The sequence below is a fragment of the Streptomyces sp. NPDC041122 genome, from assembly GCF_055592445.1.
In genome coordinates this window covers 50,385-68,938 of the sequence record NZ_JBVIYQ010000013.1, presented here as the reverse complement: position 1 = coordinate 68,938, position 18,554 = coordinate 50,385, and the positions used below count along the sequence as shown (strand labels likewise).

Sequence of the window (18,554 nt, the reverse complement as noted above, 5' to 3'; positions counted from 1 at the left end):
CGCCGACCAGCACCCGTACCGCCCGACCGGCACCCGTACTGATGGACACCCGCCTAATCCCCGGCCCCCGCCCCGTCCACCAGCACGGCCACCCCGTCGAGCACCCGCGCGAGCCCGAACTCGAACTCCGTGCCCTCGGCGTCCGGCTCCCCGAGCACCCCCGCGGCGAGCAGCCGGCGCAGGGCGGGGAAGCGCTCGGGGCGGGCCGAGGTCAGCGCGTCGACGGTGCGTTCGTAGCGCCGCATGACCGCGTCCGGCGCGAGCCCCTCCGCCCGCATTGCGGCGTCGAGGTCGGACATGAGGGAGACCACGTTGCGCACGTAGCCGCCGACCAGCGTCATCACGGAGATCTTCCGGCCCTCGTCGAGGCCGCAGCCGTCGAGGACCTCAAGGCCCTGCTCCATCCACGCCAGCCCGTGCGGCGTCGCGGGCGGCGAGCTGATGGGGATGCGCAGCAGCCAGAGGTTGCGTCGGAACATCTCGCGCTGCGCCCGCGCCCACCACTCCAGTCCCGCCCGCCAGCCGACCGCGGAGGCGGGCCGCGGGGGCGGCGGGCCCGTCGCCGCGTCCTGCATCAGGACGTAGAGCTCGTCCTTGGCGGCGACGTACCGGTAGAGCGACATCGTCGAGACACCGAGCTCCTTCGCGACGCGCCCCATGGAGACCGCGTCGATCCCCTCCGCGTCCGCGACGGCGACCCCCGTGGCGACGATGCGGTCCACGCCGAGTCCGCGCTTCGGCCCCTTCACCGGGCGCTCCCGCAGCCCCCAGGCCGCCTCCAGGCTGACGGGCAGCCCCGAGCCCCCGCCGTCGTCCGCCGCCATGCCCGGCCGCCTTCCGCTTCCGCACTCGTCGCTCGCCGCTCGCTCACTGACGCTTGACGCACATCGTAGTTCTGCGTAACCCTTACGCATTAATGCGTATGCCATACGCAGTAGAGCGAGTCACCGAGGGAGCCGCTCATGCCACCCACGCCCCGAGACCCCGCACCCGGCGCTGCCCCGGCCACCGGAGCCCGAGCCACCGAAACCCCGGCCGTCGAAGCGATCGGCCTCACCAAGACGTACGCGGCACGCGCCGGCCGCGCCCCCGTCCCCGTCCTGCGCGGCATCGACCTGCGCGTGCCGCGCGGCACGGTCTTCGCCCTGCTCGGGCCGAACGGCGCGGGCAAGACGACCACCGTCCGCATCCTCGCCACGCTCACCGAGCCCGACGCGGGCACGGCACGCGTCGCCGGCCACGACATCCGCGCCCACCGGCGCGCGGCGCGGCACGCGCTGAGCCTCACCGGCCAGTTCGCCGCGGTCGACGAGAAGCAGACGGGTGCGGAGAACCTGCGGATGATGGCGCGCCTCACGGGCCTGTCCCGACGCGCCGCCCGGGCCCGGGCTGCCGAGCTCCTCGACGCCTTCGGGCTCACCGACGCCGCGCACCGCCTGGTCGCCACGTACTCGGGAGGCATGCGCCGCCGCGTCGACCTGGCCGCGGGTCTCGTCGGCGACCCCGAGGTGATCTTCCTGGACGAGCCGACGACGGGGCTCGACCCGCGCGGTCGGCGTCAGATGTGGGAGGTCGTCCGCGGCCTCGCGGAGCGCGGCACGACGGTGTTCCTCACCACCCAGTACCTGGAGGAGGCCGATCAACTGGCCGACCGGGTCGCGGTGTTGCACGAGGGCCGGGTGGTCGCCGAGGGCACGGCGGCCACGCTCAAGTCACGCGTGGCGGGCCACCGCCTGGACCTGACGCTCACCACGCGGGCCGCCTACCTCCGCCTGACGGACCGGGCGGTCCACCGCTCCCCCGAGACGCTCTCCCTCGGCATCCCGACGGACGGCACGGCCCGGCACGTGCGGGAACTCCTCGACGGACTCGACCCGCACCGCACGGACGTGGCGACGTTCGCCCTGCGCACGACGTCCCTCGACGACGTCTTCCTCGCCCTGACCCGGCCGACGACGGACCAACCGCATCCCACGGAGGCCCCCACCCATGCCCACCTCTGACGCCCTGCCCCGCACACCTCCCAGAGCTCTGGCGCTGACCCTGACCGGCCGCTCCCTGCGGCTGAGCCGCCGCAACACCGACGCGCTGATCACGGCGCTCGCGCTGCCGGTCATGCTCCTGCTGATCTTCGTGTACTTCTTCGGCGGAGCGATCAACACCGGCACGGAGTACGTCACTTACGTCGTCCCCGGTGTCCTGCTGCTCTGCGCCGGCTTCGGCTCGGCGAACACGGCCGTCGCCGTCACGGAGGACCTCAGGGGCGGCATCATCGACCGCTTCCGCTCCCTGGACATCGGCGGCACCCCGATCCTGACCGGCCACGTCCTGGCCTCCGCGGCGCGCAACCTCCTCGCGACGGCCCTGGTCCTGTGCCTCGCCCTGGCGCTCGGGTTCCGCCCTGCGGCGACCCCGGCGGGTGCGCTCGCCGCTCTCGCCCTGCTCCTGGCCTACATCCTCGCCCTGTCCTGGCTCTCCGCGACGGTGGGCCTGCTCGCCCGGTCCCCCGAGGCGGCGGGCGGCTTCACCTTCTTCATCGGCTTCCTGCCCTACCCCAGCAGCGCCTTCGTCCCCACCGGAACGATGCCGTCCTGGCTCCGCTCCTTCTCCGACCACCAGCCGGTGACCCCGGTCATCGAGTCGCTGCGCGGCCTCCTCCTGGACCAGCCCGTGGGGCACACTCCGTGGATCGCGCTGGCGTGGTGCGCCGGAATCCTGACGGCGTCGGCGGCATTGAGCGGCACCCTGTTCGCACGGCGGACCTCCGCCTAGCCGCCACGTCAGGGGTTCGGCCCGTCACTCGACGGCGAGGCCACCCGCCACAGCGTGTCGAAGAGGTCCTGGCGCTGGGCGACCTTCGCCCGCCCCACAGCACCCGTCTCGGCACGCCAGCGCGTGAGGACCGCCTGGTAGCCCATGAGGTCCAGGACCTGCCGTTCCGGGGGCGTCCGGGCCGGGCGCTGCTCGACCTTGTCGTAGATGCCGTCGAACAGCTCCTCGCCGTTGATCAGGCAGAACTTCAGCAGCGGCGTGATGCGCAGCACGCGGAACCGAGCGTCGAGCTCGGCCTGTTCGTGCTGCCGCAGCCGCCGGGCCAGGGCCCGCCACTCGTCCTCGTACTCCTGGACCTTGCGCAACAACTCGCCCCGGAAGCCGGGGTCGTCGACGGCCCGCCCGCGTCCGTCCAGCATTCCGGGGATCGCCATCGGGGCGGTGAAGTCGGGGACGAGGATGCGCAGGCGCACCACCCGCCGCGCCCCTTCGTCGAGCCCCTCCAGCTTGCGGCCGAGCGGGTACAGCACGGTTTCGCCGGTGAAGCCGATGGCATCGATCCGGACCTGCGGCCGCCTCTTGGTCCTCCGCAGAGCCTGATCGAAGTACGGCTCCAGATCAGCCGTCGCCACCTCGTCCCGCACCTCGGGCCGCAACGCGTCGTTCAGCCTCCGCACCTCGCTGTACAGCACGAACCCGACGAGGCCGAGGATGGCGCCGCCCAGATACGTCTTGTCCTCCAGCGCGTCGCCGACCGGCCGCACGAACTGCGCGACCAGGCCCAGGACGGCCACCCCGAGCAGCAGCGCCTTGGTCACCGTCCCTTCCGCGTTCGCCCACCGCTCCGCGGCCCGCTGCCGTGCCGTACGACGAACGCTCGGTATCACCAAGCCCCCCTGACATCCCGTGCGTTGGCCCGGCGGCGCAACGGCGAGAACATGTTCCCTCGCGCCCCACCGGTCAGGAAGAGCACGGACGGGCCAAGCCGCGGCACGAGGACGGCCGAGCCACCACATGGGGCCGTCGGGCCGCCTCATCCGGTCAGGAGAGGTCCGCCCCCAGCAGTGCGAGCAGCGGCTCCAGGGACGGGACGACCACCTCGGCACCGGCTTCGCGCAACGCCCGCCCGCTCTCCTCGTCGTGGGCGTATCCGACGAAGAAGACCTTGGCGTTCCGTGCTGCCAGCACATCGGCCGCCGTGTCCCCGATCATGAGGGCGTCGGCGGGCTCGACACCCAGCGCGCCCAGCGCCCGCTCCAGGCTGTCGGGGTGCGGCTTGAGGAGGCCCGGGCGGTCCGTCCTGCCGTAGATGTGCGGTCCGAAGGCGGTGGACAGGCCGGCTCGGTGGAGGTGGGCCGCCACGGCGCGGGGAGAGGTGTCGGTGACGACGGCGATCCGCGCCTGCCGCCCGCGCAGCGCTCGCACCAGCTCGGCGGCGCCCGGCGTGCGTGGCGCCCTGAGAGCCGCTCGTGCCTCACCCACGGTCAGGAGTTCCTCGAGACGGGCGACCACCTCGCTGCCCGGGCGGGCGCGGTCCAGGGCGCGCAGCACGTCATGCGGGTCGCAGGTCCGTTCTTCCTGCGGTGTGAGGAGGGCCTCGAAGCCGCTCGCTCGCACGTGCTTCCTGAGCTCGTCGGCCACGCGCTCCGACGCCCCGTCCGGGAAGAGACGGCAGAGGGGGCCGTCGAAGCCGACGAGCACACAGCAGTCGGGCGCCGCCCTCAACAGGTCGGCGACCGGCCTCAGTTCGCGTGCGCCGGGCTCGTGCGCTCCGTGCTCGTGCGCCGGCGGGGTGTACGTTCCTTCGCGGGCCCGGTCCGGTTCGCGGGCCTCGTCGACGACGAGAGCTCCGGGAGCGGCCGAAGCGGCTCGGACAGCGGGGTCGGTTCGGGTGGCGGGGAGCGGTCCGCGGCGCTCCGCCAGGCTCAGTGCCCGGCCGAACGGCCCCGCGTACCAGGCGCGCAGAGCCTCCTCAGCCCGCCCCTCCTCCGGCACCTCCGCGAGCCGCAACGGCTCGGCCGCGCGCCGCAGCGCGCGGCAGACCCGGACGGCCGCGCCCGCGAAGGCGGGGGCGTCGGCCTCCTCCGGTGCCTCGGCCAGGTCGAGGGCCGCCCGCATGATGTCGGGGAAGACCGACTGGGCGTACTCGAAGTCCAGGTAGACGGGCAGGTCCTCCTCCGCCCCCCGCGTCATCGCACCGTGCCCGGCCTGCTCCATCGCCTCGGTCCACAACTCCCGCATCCGCAGATGCTCGTCCTTGTCGTACTCCATCCGGACGAGATGCGTGGCGAGGTCGTGCAGCGGATCGCCGTACATCGCCAACTCCCAGTCGATGACGGCGATCTGCTTGCGGTCGACGACGACATTGGCGCGGTGCACGTCGGTGTGGAGGAGGCAGAAGGGCCGGGGGGCGAGGTCGTGGCAGCGCGGATCGTCGCGGAAGGCCGTTATGGCGTCGCGGCGGACCCCCACGGCGGTGAAGAGGTCCTCGAACCGCCAGCGGTTGGGTCCGTGCACCCGGCCGTCGGTGTAGTCGATCAGCCAGTGGAGGAACTCCCGGCTCTGCCCCGACTCGGGCCAGCCGGCGGGCCGCGCGGGCAGCTCCTGCGCCGGTACGGACGCGGCCCGGGCGAAGAACTCGGCGAACGAGCGCAGCATCCGCTCCCCTACCGGCCCGGTGGGCTGCTCCTCGGAGAGCGCCTGCCCGGCCCGGTAGGAGTGCAGCGCCCAGTCGCCGAAGTCGCGCAGACAGCGCGGGACTTCCTGAAGATGCCGGCTCACCACCGCGAGCAGTTCGGTCTCGCTCGGCCAGATGCGGGGCACGACCTCCACCACGTCACGGGGCATCCGGCACTTCACCCGGGCCCGGAACGGCATCGTGCGCAGCAGCAGGGCGAGCGACCAGCCGAGCGGCACGACGTAGTTGATGTTGTGGTGACCGGCCACGACCTGGCGGTCGGGGTGGTTCCGGTGCGAGTCGGCGAGGCGTCGGATCCACGACTCGCGGCGACCGCTCTTCGGCGCCTCGTGGGAAGTGCGAGGCGGAGGTGACGGCATGAGCGCTGAGGGTATCCGATGGAAGGTCACCTTCCATCCGTTGTCGCTTTGTGCACAGATTTACGCTTTTGCGGGCATCCCCTTGCTTCGCAGGAGCCGCAATACCTTCTCCCATGACGCGACCACATATGCGTCCGGCACCCCCGCCTCCCGCAGCGACTTCGCCTTGCGTTCGTTGCGCGCGAAGCCCAGGAAGCCGACGCCCGCCGCCTCGGCCGCCCAGTAGTCCGTCGGGGCGTCGCCGACCATCACCGTCTCGGACGGGGCCGCACCCATCGCGTGCAGGGCCCTCGTCAGGCAGTGCGGGTGCGGTTTCAGCAGGTGGAGGTCGTGGGTGCGGCCGTAGATGTGCGGGGCGAAGCAGGCCGTCAGGTCGCGGGAGGTGAGGTAACGCTCGGCCGTGCGGGCCGAGTTGTTCGTCGTGATGGCGAGCCGGACGCCGACGGCCGTCCAGGTGCGGACGACCGCGTCGGCGTACGGGGTGGGCCAGGCGCTCGGGACCGCGCTCAGCTCGTGCTGGGTGAGCCGCTCCTCCAGCTCCGTGACCAGGTCACTGCTGGGATGCCGGTCCGCGACGGCGCGCAGGACGGCGAACGGGTCCGTCTCCTCGCGCACGTCGTCGGTGAGCAGGCCGTGCAGGCCCTGGGCCGCCAGCCAGCGCACCTGCTCGTCGGCGATCTTCGCGGCGGAGAGGCCCGCGAAGAGCCGGCAGATGGGCCCGTCGAAGTCGAGCAGAACAAAACGAGCGCGCTCGACCGTTCTCCGTATGCACTCGTTCTCATCCGTGTCTGGAGTCATTTAAGAGAGTGTCAGGTCAGTCGTGATGGTTTCCCAGAGGGCGTCGAACCACTTCTGCGACTCGTCGACGAACAGGGTGTCGCGGGACCCGGCGCCGGCCCGCTCGAAGGAGAAGACGGGGGCCTTGATGCCGCCCGCGTCCCAGATGTCCATCACCTCCGGATCGTTCCCGTTCTCGCCCAGCTCCACCGAGTTGGCCGTCAGCGTGTAGTACGCCAACAGCGCCTCGCTGCCGTTCAGGAGGTACAGCTTGACCGGCGTGGTGAACGGCAGCGCGCGGAAGGTGACGTCGACGTCGATGCCGTGCGAGGAGCGCAGGGCGCGGAGGTTGTGGCGCAGGACCTGGCCCTGCGCGTTGCGCTGCGCGAGCCAGCGCCGGTGGAGACGGTCCCGGTTCGCCTCGTCGTCGTCCCCGTCGGCCCCGCCGTCCCCCCTCGGCACCGGGAACGCCAGCTTGATGTCGCTGCTGGGCAGCAGGATGCGGACCTTGATGGACTGCGGCTGGAGCCGGCCCTCGTGGATCAGCCGCACCGGCTCGCCGATCGCGATCATCAGCGTCTCCGCGGTGTACGACACCACGTCGATGGTTACGTGCGGCCTCGCGAACGCGTCCGCGAGGCGCGGGCCCAGCGCCACCATCGACGGCTGCGGCCCCACGCTCGCCGCCGCGGGGCCCGCCTCGGCCACCCGGGGCGGGCTGCCCTTGCTGACGTTGGACAGGAGGCCCTCGCTCTGGAGCTTCTTCATCGCCTGCCGGACCGCTCCGCGCTCGACGCCGAACTCCTCGGCCAGCTCGGCCTGGGTCGGCAGGCGCTCTCCCGCTCTGAGCTCACCCGCCCGGATGCGGTCCCGGAGGGTGTCGGCGATGTCCTGGGGTGAGAGTTTTCTGCTGCCGTTCACTGCCACGTTCTCCTGGGTCACGACCAGACGATACAACTGACAGCCATCTCTGGGCAGTTGATGGGAAGTTGTTTTAGTTCTCCGACCAAGTGGGGACAACATAAGCAGAGTTGGTTGCCAACTGACTCAAGATGGCAGAAGGAGGAACCACCATGCCCGCCATAGCCCTCCTCGCAGCCGTGGTCGCCGTCTCCCTGGAACAGCTGGTGCAGTGGAAGTACGGTCCGATGGGCATCGTGGGCCTCCTCCTGCTGACCGTGGGACTGAAGGCGAAGAACCCCACCTGCAGCTCCATCGGTGCCGTCGTCCTCGCCCTGATGGTGACGGGCCCGGCCGGCTGACCGGACCGGCGGACGGCCGCGCACGGACACGGCCGCACATGAACACGGCCGCGCACCGAACCGGCGGCGGACCGGGGCCCGCCCCGCTTCGCGGACCTCAGACCGCCGCCAGCTCCAGGTCCTGACTGATCGTGTTCCAGAGCGCGTTGAACCACAGGTGGGACTGTTCCACGAAGGTCGTGTCCCGCAACCCGTCCCCCTGGTGGAACGGGAACAGCATGGACTGCGCGCCCTGCGCGTCGTACATCTCCAGGGATTCCTGGCCGATCTCCTCGTCCCGCTTGGTGAGCGTGTAGTAGGCGAAGAGCGCCTCCGCGCCATTGATCAGATACAGCTTCACCGGCGGCGTGAACGGCAGCGCGCGGAACTGCACCGACACGTCGATGCCGTGCGAGGACCGCAGCGCGAGGAGGTTGTGGCGCAGCACCTGGCCCTGCGCGTTGCGCTGCGCGAGCCAGCGCCGGTGCACCTGGCCGGCCTCGTCCTCGCCGCCACCGACCGGCGCGGGGAAGGCCAGGTCGATGTTCCGGCTGGGCAGCAGCACCCGCACATCGACCTTGGCCGGTTTCCGCTGTCCCGCGTGGATCTGCCGCAGCGGTTCACCGATGGCCATGGTGAGGGAGATGGACGTCAGGCACAGGGCGTCTATCTCGACGTGCGGGACGTCGAAGGCGGCCGCGATGCGTGGGGCCAGGCCGACCATCGTGGGCTGCGGGCGCACCTCGCCGGGACGGGCCGACGCGCGCGCCGAGGCCTCCGCGACCGTGGCGGGGCTGCCCTTGGACACATTGGACAGCAGATGCTCGCGCTGCAGGATGCGCAGCGCTTCCCGCACCGCCCCTCGCTCCACACCGAACTCGTCGGCCAGCTCGGCCTGGGTGGGCATGCGCTGCCCCGCCCGCAGCGATCCGGACCTGATCCGGTCGCGCAGCACGTCGGCCACCTCGCGGTGGGACGGCTGCGTCCGCTTGCGCCCGTCGACTGCGGCGTGTTCGGTGCTCACAACCAAACAGTACAACTTCGCGCCATCTTACGGGAGTTGTAAGAAAGGTGGTTATGAGTCGACTCCTTGCGGAGATAACTCAGTTGAAGTTGGTAGCCAACTTCGGCGACATGGTCAGACCCTCCCGGGGTTGGCCACCAGCCGTCGGCTTCCCCACGATCCACCGCTCAGGGGAAGCCAGTTGGCACCGACTGAACGGGGTCCGCCACCCCGATCCCGAAGGAGGGAACGTCATGCCGCTCATCGCCATCGCCATAGCCGCCCTCGCCATCGGTTTCGAGCAGCTCGTCCAGTGGAAGTACGGCCCGCTCGGGATCGTCGCCTTCATCCTGCTGACCGTCGGCATCAAGGCGCAGAACGTGAAGCTCAGCGGGGTGGGAGCCGGACTCCTCGTCCTCCTCCTCGCCCAGTCGGGCTGACCCGCCCGGCCCACGGGCCCGGACCGCACGCAGGCCCGGCCCACCCACAGGCCCGGCTGACCGGGCTCCCATCCGGAGGGGAGCCGGGAGTCCGGTCAGTCGCCGCAAAAAGAGCCCCGGTCCCCGGCTGCGGGGGGCCGGGGCTCGCCATGCGGCGCCGCGTCTACGACAGCAGGTCGTCGACCTGGGCCTCGCCCACCCGGTAGCGGCGGGCGATCTCCGCGCTGCACTCGTCCGTGGTGCGCTGCAGGAGCTGGCGGCGGCGCGACACCTGCTGTTCGTAGCGGACCAGGCGGCCCATGGCCGTGTGCAGTTCGTCGTCCGTGCGCGCCGCCAGGTCGGAGAGCTCCACCTCGGCGAGCATCTCCGTGGCCAGCAGGCGGTACTCCTCGCCGTGCGGCGTGCCCAGCGTGACGTGCCGGGCGGACGAGCGGTGGCGGGCCGGGGCGTCCGTCAGGATCTCCGAAAGACGGCTCACGACCTTCCCCGCGGAGCCGACGGATCCGGGGGAGCCGGGGGAGCCGGAAGAGCCGGAAGAGCCGAGGGAGTCGGAGGAGTCGGGGGAGCCGCCCGTACCAACCGCATTGGTACGGGCACCGGTGCCGGCACCAGCACCGGCTTCACCGGCACCACCTGCCCCCGCCGAGCGCGCGGCGAGCTCCGCGCGCAGGATGTCGATCCGCCCCTGCAGCAGCCGCCGCAGATAGCTGAGGTCCGCCTCGTCCTGCTGCGCCGCCCTGCGCAGCTCGCGGAGCTCGGGCAGGCGCAACGCCGTCAGGTCGTGCTCGGGCGCGTCGGAGAGCGGCCGGGCCCCCGTGCGCTGCGTCGGTGGCCGCGGGACCTGTGCGCGCCGCAGCGAGATACGGCCGGGCGACTGCCCCGTACTTGGTGTGCTCATCTGCCTCTACCGTCCCCTCGACCGGCCGACGCGGCGCACCGCGTGAGTGCGTCGCGTGTGAGCATGGTGCCACCCCGAGTGGCCGCTATGTGAGCGAGTGCCCGGAATCGGCCCCAGATGGGGGGATCGGGGCCGCGTCCCGGGCGCCCCACGCGTCACGGCATGATGGGCCGTATGCGAGCAGTGGTACAGCGGGTCGACGGCGCGAGCGTCGAGGTCGCGGGCGAGACCGTCGGCGAGATCAGCGGCGAGGGACTGTGCGTCCTGGTGGGCGTCACGCACGACGACACCAAGGAGAAGGCGGCCCAACTGGCCCGCAAACTGTGGTCGTTGCGCATACTGGCCGACGAGAAGTCGTGCAGCGACATCGACGCGCCGCTCCTGGTCGTCAGCCAGTTCACGCTCTACGGCGACGCCCGCAAGGGCCGCCGCCCCACCTGGAACGCGGCGGCCCCCGGCGACGTGGCCGAACCCCTGGTCGACGAGGTGGTGGCCCAGCTGCGCGCGCTGGGCGCGACGGTGGCGACGGGCCGGTTCGGGGCGCAGATGCGGGTGGGCCTGACGAACGACGGCCCCTTCACGGTGCTCCTGGAGATGTGACCGGGGCCGGGAACCCGGGGGCCGGAGCCGGAACCCGGGGGCCGGGACCGGCCCCCACGCAACCCCCCACGCCACCCCTCAGGGCCCGTCTCAGGGCTCGACCACGACCTCCTGCGCGGCCGCCGTGTCACCGGCGACCAGCTCGGCGTCCAGCGGTACGTTCCGCTTGACCAGGCCCAGCGCGATCGGCCCCAGCTCGTGGTGGCGCACGGCCGTGGTGACGAACCCGAGCTTGCGCCCCTCGGCCCCCTCGCTCGCCAGGTGCAGCGGCGTCCCGGGCACCGGCAGGTGCACCTCGCTGCCGTCCAGGTGCAGGAAGACCAGGCGGCGCGGCGGCTTCCCCAGGTTGTGGACGCGGGCGACCGTCTCCTGGCCGCGGTAGCAGCCCTTCTGCAGGTGCACCGCGGTGCCGATCCAGCCCAGCTCGTGCGGGATGGTGCGGTGGTCGGTCTCGAAGCCGAGGCGCGGCCGGTGGGCCTCGACGCGCAGCGCCTCGTAGGCGAGGAGCCCGGCGGCGGGGCCGTTCTCGGCGGCGTACGAGGCGAGGTCGATGCGCGGCAGGAACAGGTCGCGGCCGTGCGCGGTCTCGCGTACGACGACACCGTCCGGGACCGCGGCGATCGAACCGGCCGGCAGGTGGACGACGGCGAACTCGTCGGTGCGGTCGGCGACTTCCACGCGGTAGAAGAACTTCATGCTCTCCAGGTACGCGATGAGCGCGTCCTGGGTGCCGGGCTCGACGTGTGCCCAGACGGTCTCGCCGTCGTCGACGAGGTACAGGGCGTGTTCGATGTGGCCGTTGGCGGAGAGGATCAGCGCCTCGGTGGCCTGGCCGGTCGGCAGCTCGCTGACGTGCTGGGTGATCAGCAGGTGCAGCCAGCTCAGCCGGTCGGACCCGGTCACGGTGAGCACGCCGCGGTGCGAGAGGTCGACGAAACCGGTACCGTCGGCGAGGGCGCGCTGCTCACGGAACAGTTCGCCGTAGTGGGCGGCGACGCCTTCGTCCACGCCCTCGGCGGGGACGGCGCCGGGCAGGGACAACAGGGGGCTCTTCATGTTCACAAAGACTACGACCTGCGCGCGGCCCCGCTTATTCCTGGGACGCGCCGTCCGCGCCGTCCCCGCCGCCCGAGGCGCTCGCGGCGCCGCGGCACTTCGCGCACTGCCCGAAGATCGCGAAATGCTTGAGATCGGTGTCGAAGCCGAAGGTCTCGCGCAGCTTGCCGGTGAACTCCGCCGCGATCGAGGTGTCCGCCTCGATGACGTCCGTGCAGTCCCGGCAGACGAGGTGGATGTGGTGGTGGCGGTCGGCCAGGTGGTACGTGGGCGCGCCGTGCCCGAGGTGGGCGTGGCTGACCAGGCCCAGCTCCTCCAGGAGCTCCAGGGTGCGGTAGACCGTGGAGATGTTGACCCCCGACGCCGTCTTCCGCACCTGGCAGAGGATGTCGTCGGGGGTCGCGTGCTCCAGGGCGTCGACGGCCTCCAGGACAAGCTGACGCTGCGGCGTCAGCCGGTAGCCGCGCTGACGCAGGTCGCTCTTCCAGTCGGAGTCGGTGCTCGCCACACCCAGAAGTCTAGGTCTACTTGAAGAAAGCGATGCCGTCGTCGGGCAGATCGCCGAGGTTGCGCGCCATGTCGGCGACCTCCTCGGGGGTGACGACCTTCTTCAGCTGGGCCGACATGTACGGCCGCAGCGGCACCTCGGGGGTCTGCTTCTCGCCGACCCACATCAGGTCGCCCTTCACATAGCCGTAGAGACGCTTGCCGCCGGTGTAGGGGCCGGAGGCGGCGGTGCGGGCGACGGCGTCGGTGGCCAGGTCGATCTGCGGCTTCTTGTCGGCCAGCTCGCCGTACCAGACCTCGACGACACCGTCGTCGCGGACCATCACGACCTCGACCTTGCGGTCCTTGTCGATCCGCCAGAAGCCGGACTCGGACTCCAGGGGCTTCACCTTGTTGCCCTCGGCGTCGAGCACCCAGGTGTACGAGCGGTACTCGATGAAGTCCCGGCCGTCGTGCGTGAAGGAAACCTCCTGGCCGAAATTCGCCTTCTCGGCGCCGGGGAAGTCGGTGACGCCCGCGCCCGCCCAGTTGCCGAGGAGGAAGGCGAGGGGGACGAGGTCGGGGTTCAGGTCGGACGGAATCTCGATCATGGGAAGCTCAGGCGATCTCTCGGGAGTGTACGGGGCTCAGCGCTGACCCTGGTAAAGCTTCTTCACGGTCAGGCCGGCGAAGGCGAGAACGCCGAGGCAGACGAGGACCAGCAGGACGGAGAAGAAGGTCTCAAGCACGGGGTGCTCCTCGGTGAGCGGTGGGGCGGGTATCAGAGCCGCTCCCACTGTAGTCGGGCGGCGCCCGTCCCTCTCTGTGAGGTCCCTCGCGGCGTACGCTGGGTGTATGTACGCGCGGAGGCGCCATGTGTACTTCGCCATGATGGGGACCTGCATCGGACTCTTCGTCCTGGCCTGGGGCGTCGTGCGGCTGTGGTCGGTCCCCGTGGCCGTCGGGATGTGCGTCGTGGCGATGGTGATCCCGCCGCTGGCCGCGATGACGGCGAACCGGCGCGGCCCGGACGACCGCTGGTGGGACGATCCCAGCGGGGACGCGAAGTCCGACGAGTGGTGGGACGAGCTGGACGGCAAACGCAAGCGGTGACGCGCAGGGCGCCCCCGGCGGTAGCCGAAGGGCCGCACCCCGTTCCAGTGGCGTCCAACCCCCTGGGGTGCGGCCCTTCAGCCGTCCGTCGCGCGGTCCCGGATCCCTCAGACCGCGATCGCGACCTCCGCGAGACCGCCCGTCCGGGCGACGACCGTACGGTCGGCCGTGCCGCCGGGGATCAGCGCCCGGAGGGTCCACGTGCCCTCGGCGGCGTAGAAGCGGAACTGTCCGGTGGCCGAGGTGGGGACCTCGGCGGTGAACTCGCCGGTCGAGTCGAGCAGGCGCACGTAACCGGTGACGGGCTCGCCGTCGCGGGTCACCTGGCCCTGGATCGTGGTCTCACCGGGCTTGATCGTCGAAGCGTCGGGGCCGCCGGCCTTTGCTCCACACATGGGTACTCCTGAGGGGCCTGAAAGGGGAAGGGAGGGGGAGGAAGGGGGAGGGCGGGGCCTACTTGTCGGCGCCGAGCTCGATCGGCACGCCGACGAGCGAGCCGTACTCGGTCCAGGAGCCGTCGTAGTTCTTGACGTTGGTCTGGCCGAGCAGCTCGTGCAGGACGAACCAGGTCAGGGCCGAACGCTCACCGATGCGGCAGTAGGCGATCGTGTCCTTGGCGAGGTCGACCTGCTCGTCCTCGTAGAGGGCCTTGAGCTCCTCGTCGGACTTGAAGGTGCCGTCGTCGTTGGCGTTCTTCGACCACGGGATGTTGCGGGCGCTCGGCACGTGGCCGGGGCGCTGCGACTGCTCCTGCGGGAGGTGGGCCGGGGCGAGCAGCTTGCCGCTGAACTCGTCGGGCGAGCGCACGTCGACCAGGTTCTTCGCGCCGATGGCCGCCACGACGTCGTCGCGGAAGGCGCGGATCGAGGTGTCCTGCGCCTTGGCCTTGTACGCGGTGGCGGGGCGGCTGGGGACCTCGGCGCCGTCGACCAGGTCGCGGGAGTCGAGCTCCCACTTCTTGCGGCCGCCGTCGAGGAGCTTCACGTCCTGGTGGCCGTAGAGCTTGAAGTACCAGAAGGCGTACGAGGCGAACCAGTTGTTGTTGCCGCCGTAGAGGACGACGGTGGAGTCGTTCGCGATGCCCTTCGCCGAGAGGAGCTTCTCGAAGCCCTCCTGGTCGATGAAGTCACGGCGGACCGGGTCCTGGAGGTCCTTGGTCCAGTCGATCCGGATCGCGTTCTTGATGTGGTTCTTGTCGTACGCGGAGGTGTCCTCGTCGACCTCGACGATGACGACCTTCGGGTCCTCGATGTGGGCCTCGACCCAGTCGGCGTCTACCAGGACGTCGCTGCGGCTCATGTTCTTCTCCTCCGGGGCAGTTACGGCGGTGCGGTGCGGGCGTGCTGCGGTGCACGAGGGGGCGCCCGGTACGGGCCGGCGGTGCGGGGAGGCACGGGTGGCGTACGTACGGCGGCGCGGGGGCGGCCTGCCGGATGGGCGTCGGACAGGCCCGGGGGAAACGAGGGGTGAGGCCCTCGCTAGAAGGTGCGACAGAGCATGGCGGCGACGCGGCACAGGTCGACTGCCCGCCGCTTCGTGAGATCCGCCTGTCGTCGCATGTGTCCGATCGTAGGGACGGAAAGGCGGCTGTGTCACCGGTGCTCCGCATGGTGAGACGGGATCGTCCACGATGCGGGATTCGTTGAACTCCGGAGCCGCCCCGGCGGCGCTCCGGGCCCGGGGCGGCACCGGCCGCATCCGCCCGCCGGACCACCCCGTCTCGCCCCTCGGACGCGGGCCCGGCGCGGGAGGCGGCGGGCCGTCCGCGTCAGCCCGCGAGCTTCACGTCGGTGCCGGTCACGGACATGTCCACGCCGTCCGGTGCCGCCTCCACCTTCTGCAGCTTGATGCCGGCCGGCAGGTCGTCGATCTTCTGGTTGAAGTCGGTGACGCCGCGGACCATGCCCTCGGGCAGCGGGATGGAGACGCCGAGGACGTCGAGGTTCTTCGGGATCCGGTCGGCGTGCACCCGGATGTCGTCGCCCTCGACCCGCACCGAACTGAGCACGTGGACGGGCTTCGGGAGCTTCGCGCCGCCCTTGCTGACCTCGACCTCGACCTTGATCTTGCCGTTGCCGCCGTCGGAGAGGCCGACGACCTTGCCGGTGGCGCCCAGCGGCAGCTCGACCGGCTCGGACTTGCTCGCCTTCAGCAGCTCGTCGTAGGAGACGCGCGCGGTGCCGGTGGCGGTGGCGGCCGTCGCCGAGCTGTAGTCGCCGGAGAACTTCACGCCCTTCATGTGGGCGGTGAGGTCGGCGATGCGGATGGAGTCGGACCCGGACTTCGCGTCGTAGTTCTTGATGCCGACCTCCACGTCGTCGAGCTCACCGCCCGCGACCTGGGTGAGGAAGGGGAAGCCCTTGATGGAGACGTCGGGCGTCTCGCTCAGCCCCTCGCTGGTCCGCATCTTCTCCGCCGCCTCGTCCTCGGCGAAGTTCACGGCGAGCCGGTCGGCCGCCACGAAAAGCCCTCCGAGGACGACCACGACGATCAGAAGTATTCGTACGGCGCGCTTGCTCATGTCCGGCGTTCCCCCACCTTGTCCCCCGAGTCGACAGTCGTTCCGGCGAGCCTAAAGGACGGGTCCCCGGCCGAAGGGCTCGGCCGGGGACCTGTCGATCAGCTGTGACGATCGGCTCAGCCGATGACGCGGCCCAGCACGTAGACGGCCGGGGCGGCGGCCGCGAGGGGCAGCGCGACGCCCGCCGTCATGTGCACGAAGCGGGACGGGTAGTCGTAACTGGCGACGCGGTGACCGATCAGCGCGCACACCCCGGCGCCGAGGCCGAGCAGCGCGCCCTTGCTGCCGTAGTCCGTCATGCCGCCGACGGCGACCCCCGCGCCGGCCGCGGCGAGGAGCGCCACGACCACGGAGGCGGGCGTGGGCAGCGGCAGCGCGCGGGCGAGGATCGCGACGGCGACCGCGACGCCGCCCACGGTGACCGCGTCACCGGCGGCCGCGAGGTGCCCGGTGGCGACGATCGCGAGTGCCGACGAGGCGACGGTGGCCATCAGCCCGTACATCCGCTCGTCCGCGCCCGCGTGGCTGCGCAACTGCAGGACCAGCACGAACAGCACCCACACGCCGAGGGTGCCGAGGATGGCGGCGGGCGCGTTCTCCTTGCCGGCGGCCAGCAGCGCGCCGTCGGCGACGGCCCCGCCGAGGAAGGCGAGCGCGATGCCCTGCCGGGCCGGCCACATCCCGTTGAGCCGGAACCAGCCGGCGGCGGTCACGGCCTGCAGCAGCACCAGCGGCACGAGCAGCGCGTACGAGCCGACGGCGGCGCCCGCGGCAAGGAGCAGTCCGAGCAGCGCGGTCAGCGCGGCGGGCTGCATGCCGGGCTCTATGATCGGCGACCGCCCTTCGGCGCGGGCCCGCTGGGCGTCGGTGATGCGGGGGTTGCCGGTGGTGGTGGCGGGGCCGTACGTGGTGTCGTCACCGGCGGCGGCCGGCCCGGCGGCGGGCTCCGGCTGCGGCTGTGGCTGCTGTTCTCCGTACGCGGCGTTCGCGCCCTGCGAGGGCAGGTACGCCGTCTCCGTCACGTCCACGGCGGCGGGCGGCTGCACCTGCGTCTCCCAGGTCTGCCCCTCCCACTGCTGGGTGTACTGGTCCTGGGCGTACCGCTGCTGCGGCTCGGCGTAGTACGGCGGCTGGGGGTGCTGCGGCTGCTGGGGCTGCTGGGGGTGCTGCGGCTGCTGGGGGTGCTGCGGCTGCTGCGGGTACGCCTGCGGGTCGGTGTACCGCGGGTCCGGATACTGCTGGCTCCCGTACTGCTGCGGGTCCGGGTACTGCTGCTGGTCCGGGTACTGCTGCTGCTCCGGGTACTGCGGCTGCTCCCCGTAGTACTGCTGCTGCTCGGGATACCCCTGCTGCCGCGGATACGGCTCGTACCCGTCGTACCCCTCGTAGGGCTGATTGGACATGGCGCTCATCCTCCTGCGAACGGCGGGAGCACCTCGACCGTGCCGCCCTCGGCCAGCCGTACGGTCTCATGCCCGCGGGTCCCGACGGGGTCGCCGTCGACCAGGAAGGAGCAGCGCTTGAGGACCCGGACGAGTTCGCCGGGGTGCCGCTCACGGGCGGCGTCCAGCGCGTCGGCCAGCGTCGCCGCCGCGTACGGCTCCTCGGCGACGCCCGCGGCCGCCTTGGCAGCGGCCCAGTAACGAATGGTGCCGTTCACCATGCGACTCCCCTTTCAGTCGGCGGTTGCCGACGTCCATGATGCCGTGGCCCACGCGGCGATCCGTCCGACGAGCTCGTCGGAGGCGGCGTGCTCGGCGTGCCCCATGCCCTCCTCCAGCCAGAGCTCGGCCCCGCCCTCCGCGGCGGCGGCCAGCATCTGCGGGTGGTCGACGGGGAAGTACGGGTCCCGGTCGCCGTGCACGACGAGCAGCGGGGTCGGGGCGATGAGCGGAACGGACTCGACGGGCGAAAGGGGCACGGGGTCCCACTCGTGCGGGTGGATTCTGGTGCGGAGTCCGAACCGGCCGACCGCGCGGCCCGCGGGCCGCGTCACCACCCAGTGCAGCCGCCGCATCGGCGCCGTTCCCCGGTAGTACCACCGCGCGGGGGCGCTCACCGCGACCACCGCGTCGGTCCGCGCTTCCGTGCGCCCCCTGTGCAACGCGGCGTGCCGCAGCACCACCGAGCCGCCCATGGAGAAACCCACGGTCACCACCCGGGCGTACCCGAGCGAGCGGGCCCAGGCGACGGCCGCCGCCAGGTCGAGCACCTCGCGGTCGCCGACCGTGGAGTGCCCGCCGGAGCGCCCGTGGCCCCGGAACGAGAAGGTGACCACGGCCGCACGCTGGGCGAGGACGCCCGCGATGCGGCGCACGTGGGGCCGGGCCAGACCGCCCGTGAAGCCGTGCGCGACGACGATCGCGACCTCGCCCGCGGGGTCGGGCCCGGGGTCCAGGGCGGCCTCGATGGCCACCCCGTCCTGTGTACGGAGGGTGGCGCGCCGCTGAACGCCACCCCCACCCCGAGTGAGCGGCGGCACAGAAGATCGCGCCGAATGACCTGCCGGACCGGAACTCATGTGGGCTATTGTGCTGGGCAGAGGATCCGGGCAGCGCAGCCCCCGGGTCCTTTCGTGCTTTCCGGCCCC

23 protein-coding genes are annotated in these 18,554 nt (G+C 71.7%); 6 read left to right on the top strand and 17 right to left on the bottom strand.

The window, feature by feature from the left end; translation table 11 throughout:
* Nucleotides 1-53: 53 nt before the first annotated feature.
* Entirely contained in the window at nt 54-824 is a 771-nt protein-coding gene (locus ACZ6B8_RS36365) for a TetR/AcrR family transcriptional regulator (protein WP_471088181.1), read from the bottom strand.
* Nucleotides 825-962: 138 nt separating this feature from the next.
* Here ACZ6B8_RS36365 and ACZ6B8_RS36360 point away from each other — a divergent pair, with 138 nt between their 5' ends.
* Entirely contained in the window at nt 963-2,003 is a 1,041-nt protein-coding gene (locus ACZ6B8_RS36360; RefSeq protein WP_471610009.1) for an ABC transporter ATP-binding protein, read from the top strand.
* Nucleotides 1,990-2,772: an ABC transporter permease gene (locus ACZ6B8_RS36355; RefSeq protein WP_471610008.1), complete on the top strand. Its 783-nt coding sequence runs from the start codon at nt 1,990-1,992 to the stop codon at nt 2,770-2,772. The genes ACZ6B8_RS36360 and ACZ6B8_RS36355 overlap by 14 nt, the downstream gene beginning before the upstream one ends.
* An 8-nt stretch (nt 2,773-2,780) precedes the next feature.
* Here ACZ6B8_RS36355 and ACZ6B8_RS36350 read toward each other — a convergent pair whose 3' ends face one another.
* The 4 genes from ACZ6B8_RS36350 to ACZ6B8_RS36335 all read right to left on the bottom strand — a co-directional run bounded on the left by ACZ6B8_RS36350 (nt 2,781) and on the right by ACZ6B8_RS36335 (nt 7,554).
* Nucleotides 2,781-3,659 (bottom strand): hypothetical protein, encoded by an 879-nt coding sequence (locus tag ACZ6B8_RS36350; protein ID WP_471610007.1) that lies wholly within the window; start codon nt 3,657-3,659, stop codon nt 2,781-2,783.
* Nucleotides 3,660-3,813: 154 nt separating this feature from the next.
* Entirely contained in the window at nt 3,814-5,829 is a 2,016-nt protein-coding gene (locus tag ACZ6B8_RS36345; protein ID WP_471610006.1) for an HAD-IA family hydrolase, read from the bottom strand.
* A 60-nt stretch (nt 5,830-5,889) separates the two neighbouring features.
* The gene (locus ACZ6B8_RS36340; RefSeq protein WP_471088191.1) at nt 5,890-6,627 is read right to left on the bottom strand and encodes an HAD family hydrolase; all 738 of its coding nucleotides are present in this window, start codon (nt 6,625-6,627) and stop codon (nt 5,890-5,892) included.
* Nucleotides 6,628-7,554, bottom strand: coding sequence for a winged helix-turn-helix domain-containing protein (locus ACZ6B8_RS36335; RefSeq protein WP_471610096.1), 927 nt, complete (start codon nt 7,552-7,554; stop codon nt 6,628-6,630).
* Nucleotides 7,555-7,679: 125 nt separating this feature from the next.
* Here ACZ6B8_RS36335 and ACZ6B8_RS36330 point away from each other — a divergent pair, with 125 nt between their 5' ends.
* A complete protein-coding gene (locus ACZ6B8_RS36330; RefSeq protein WP_362372117.1) occupies nt 7,680-7,868 on the top strand; it encodes a hypothetical protein in 189 nt (62 codons plus the stop codon).
* A 97-nt stretch (nt 7,869-7,965) separates the two neighbouring features.
* Here the strand turns inward: ACZ6B8_RS36330 and ACZ6B8_RS36325 are convergent, their stop codons facing one another.
* Nucleotides 7,966-8,877: a winged helix-turn-helix domain-containing protein gene (locus tag ACZ6B8_RS36325; RefSeq protein WP_471610005.1), complete on the bottom strand. Its 912-nt coding sequence runs from the start codon at nt 8,875-8,877 to the stop codon at nt 7,966-7,968.
* 227 nt (nt 8,878-9,104) lie between these two features.
* Here ACZ6B8_RS36325 and ACZ6B8_RS36320 point away from each other — a divergent pair, with 227 nt between their 5' ends.
* A complete protein-coding gene (locus ACZ6B8_RS36320; RefSeq protein ID WP_471088195.1) occupies nt 9,105-9,290 on the top strand; it encodes a hypothetical protein in 186 nt (61 codons plus the stop codon).
* A 163-nt stretch (nt 9,291-9,453) separates the two neighbouring features.
* On the opposite strand, the gene ACZ6B8_RS36315 is transcribed toward ACZ6B8_RS36320, so the two are convergent.
* Nucleotides 9,454-10,188, bottom strand: a complete 735-nt coding sequence (locus tag ACZ6B8_RS36315) for an RsiG family protein (RefSeq protein ID WP_471610004.1) — start codon at nt 10,186-10,188, stop codon at nt 9,454-9,456.
* Between the two features lie 174 nt (nt 10,189-10,362).
* On the opposite strand from ACZ6B8_RS36315, the gene dtd reads away from it, so the two are divergent.
* Nucleotides 10,363-10,788, top strand: coding sequence for a D-aminoacyl-tRNA deacylase (gene dtd, locus ACZ6B8_RS36310; protein WP_471610003.1), 426 nt, complete (start codon nt 10,363-10,365; stop codon nt 10,786-10,788).
* 90 nt (nt 10,789-10,878) lie between these two features.
* Here dtd and ygfZ read toward each other — a convergent pair whose 3' ends face one another.
* From ygfZ to ACZ6B8_RS36295, 3 genes are read right to left on the bottom strand one after another with little or no spacing between them, the layout of a single operon-like run.
* Nucleotides 10,879-11,844 carry a CAF17-like 4Fe-4S cluster assembly/insertion protein YgfZ gene (gene ygfZ / locus ACZ6B8_RS36305; protein ID WP_471088201.1) on the bottom strand — a complete coding sequence of 322 codons (966 nt, stop codon included), beginning with the start codon at nt 11,842-11,844 and terminating at the stop codon, nt 10,879-10,881.
* 34 nt (nt 11,845-11,878) lie between these two features.
* Nucleotides 11,879-12,352 carry a Fur family transcriptional regulator gene (locus tag ACZ6B8_RS36300; RefSeq protein WP_471088203.1) on the bottom strand — a complete coding sequence of 158 codons (474 nt, stop codon included), beginning with the start codon at nt 12,350-12,352 and terminating at the stop codon, nt 11,879-11,881.
* A gap of 16 nt (nt 12,353-12,368) precedes the next feature.
* Nucleotides 12,369-12,941, bottom strand: coding sequence for a heme-binding beta-barrel domain-containing protein (locus tag ACZ6B8_RS36295; protein WP_355819309.1), 573 nt, complete (start codon nt 12,939-12,941; stop codon nt 12,369-12,371).
* A 244-nt stretch (nt 12,942-13,185) separates the two neighbouring features.
* Here ACZ6B8_RS36295 and ACZ6B8_RS36290 point away from each other — a divergent pair, with 244 nt between their 5' ends.
* A complete protein-coding gene (locus ACZ6B8_RS36290) occupies nt 13,186-13,443 on the top strand; it encodes a DUF3099 domain-containing protein (RefSeq protein WP_469251960.1) in 258 nt (85 codons plus the stop codon).
* 107 nt (nt 13,444-13,550) lie between these two features.
* Here ACZ6B8_RS36290 and ACZ6B8_RS36285 read toward each other — a convergent pair whose 3' ends face one another.
* The 7 genes from ACZ6B8_RS36285 to ACZ6B8_RS36255 all read right to left on the bottom strand — a co-directional run bounded on the left by ACZ6B8_RS36285 (nt 13,551) and on the right by ACZ6B8_RS36255 (nt 18,485).
* Complete coding sequence (locus ACZ6B8_RS36285) at nt 13,551-13,838, bottom strand: DUF1416 domain-containing protein (protein WP_355819315.1); 288 nt, start codon at nt 13,836-13,838, stop codon at nt 13,551-13,553.
* Nucleotides 13,839-13,896: 58 nt separating this feature from the next.
* Nucleotides 13,897-14,742, bottom strand: a complete 846-nt coding sequence (locus tag ACZ6B8_RS36280; protein ID WP_471610002.1) for a sulfurtransferase — start codon at nt 14,740-14,742, stop codon at nt 13,897-13,899.
* A 179-nt stretch (nt 14,743-14,921) separates the two neighbouring features.
* Nucleotides 14,922-15,002, bottom strand: a complete 81-nt coding sequence (locus ACZ6B8_RS36275) for a putative leader peptide (RefSeq protein ID WP_353963671.1) — start codon at nt 15,000-15,002, stop codon at nt 14,922-14,924.
* Between the two features lie 209 nt (nt 15,003-15,211).
* Entirely contained in the window at nt 15,212-15,964 is a 753-nt protein-coding gene (locus ACZ6B8_RS36270; RefSeq protein ID WP_471088208.1) for an LmeA family phospholipid-binding protein, read from the bottom strand.
* A 116-nt stretch (nt 15,965-16,080) separates the two neighbouring features.
* On the bottom strand, nt 16,081-17,367 hold the full coding sequence (locus ACZ6B8_RS36265; RefSeq protein WP_471610001.1) for a hypothetical protein: 1,287 nt from the start codon (nt 17,365-17,367) through the stop codon (nt 16,081-16,083).
* A 5-nt stretch (nt 17,368-17,372) separates the two neighbouring features.
* Nucleotides 17,373-17,627, bottom strand: a complete 255-nt coding sequence (locus ACZ6B8_RS36260; protein ID WP_471088212.1) for a MoaD/ThiS family protein — start codon at nt 17,625-17,627, stop codon at nt 17,373-17,375.
* A 12-nt stretch (nt 17,628-17,639) separates the two neighbouring features.
* Nucleotides 17,640-18,485 (bottom strand): alpha/beta hydrolase, encoded by an 846-nt coding sequence (locus ACZ6B8_RS36255; RefSeq protein ID WP_471610000.1) that lies wholly within the window; start codon nt 18,483-18,485, stop codon nt 17,640-17,642.
* Between the last annotated feature and the right edge of the window lie 69 nt (nt 18,486-18,554).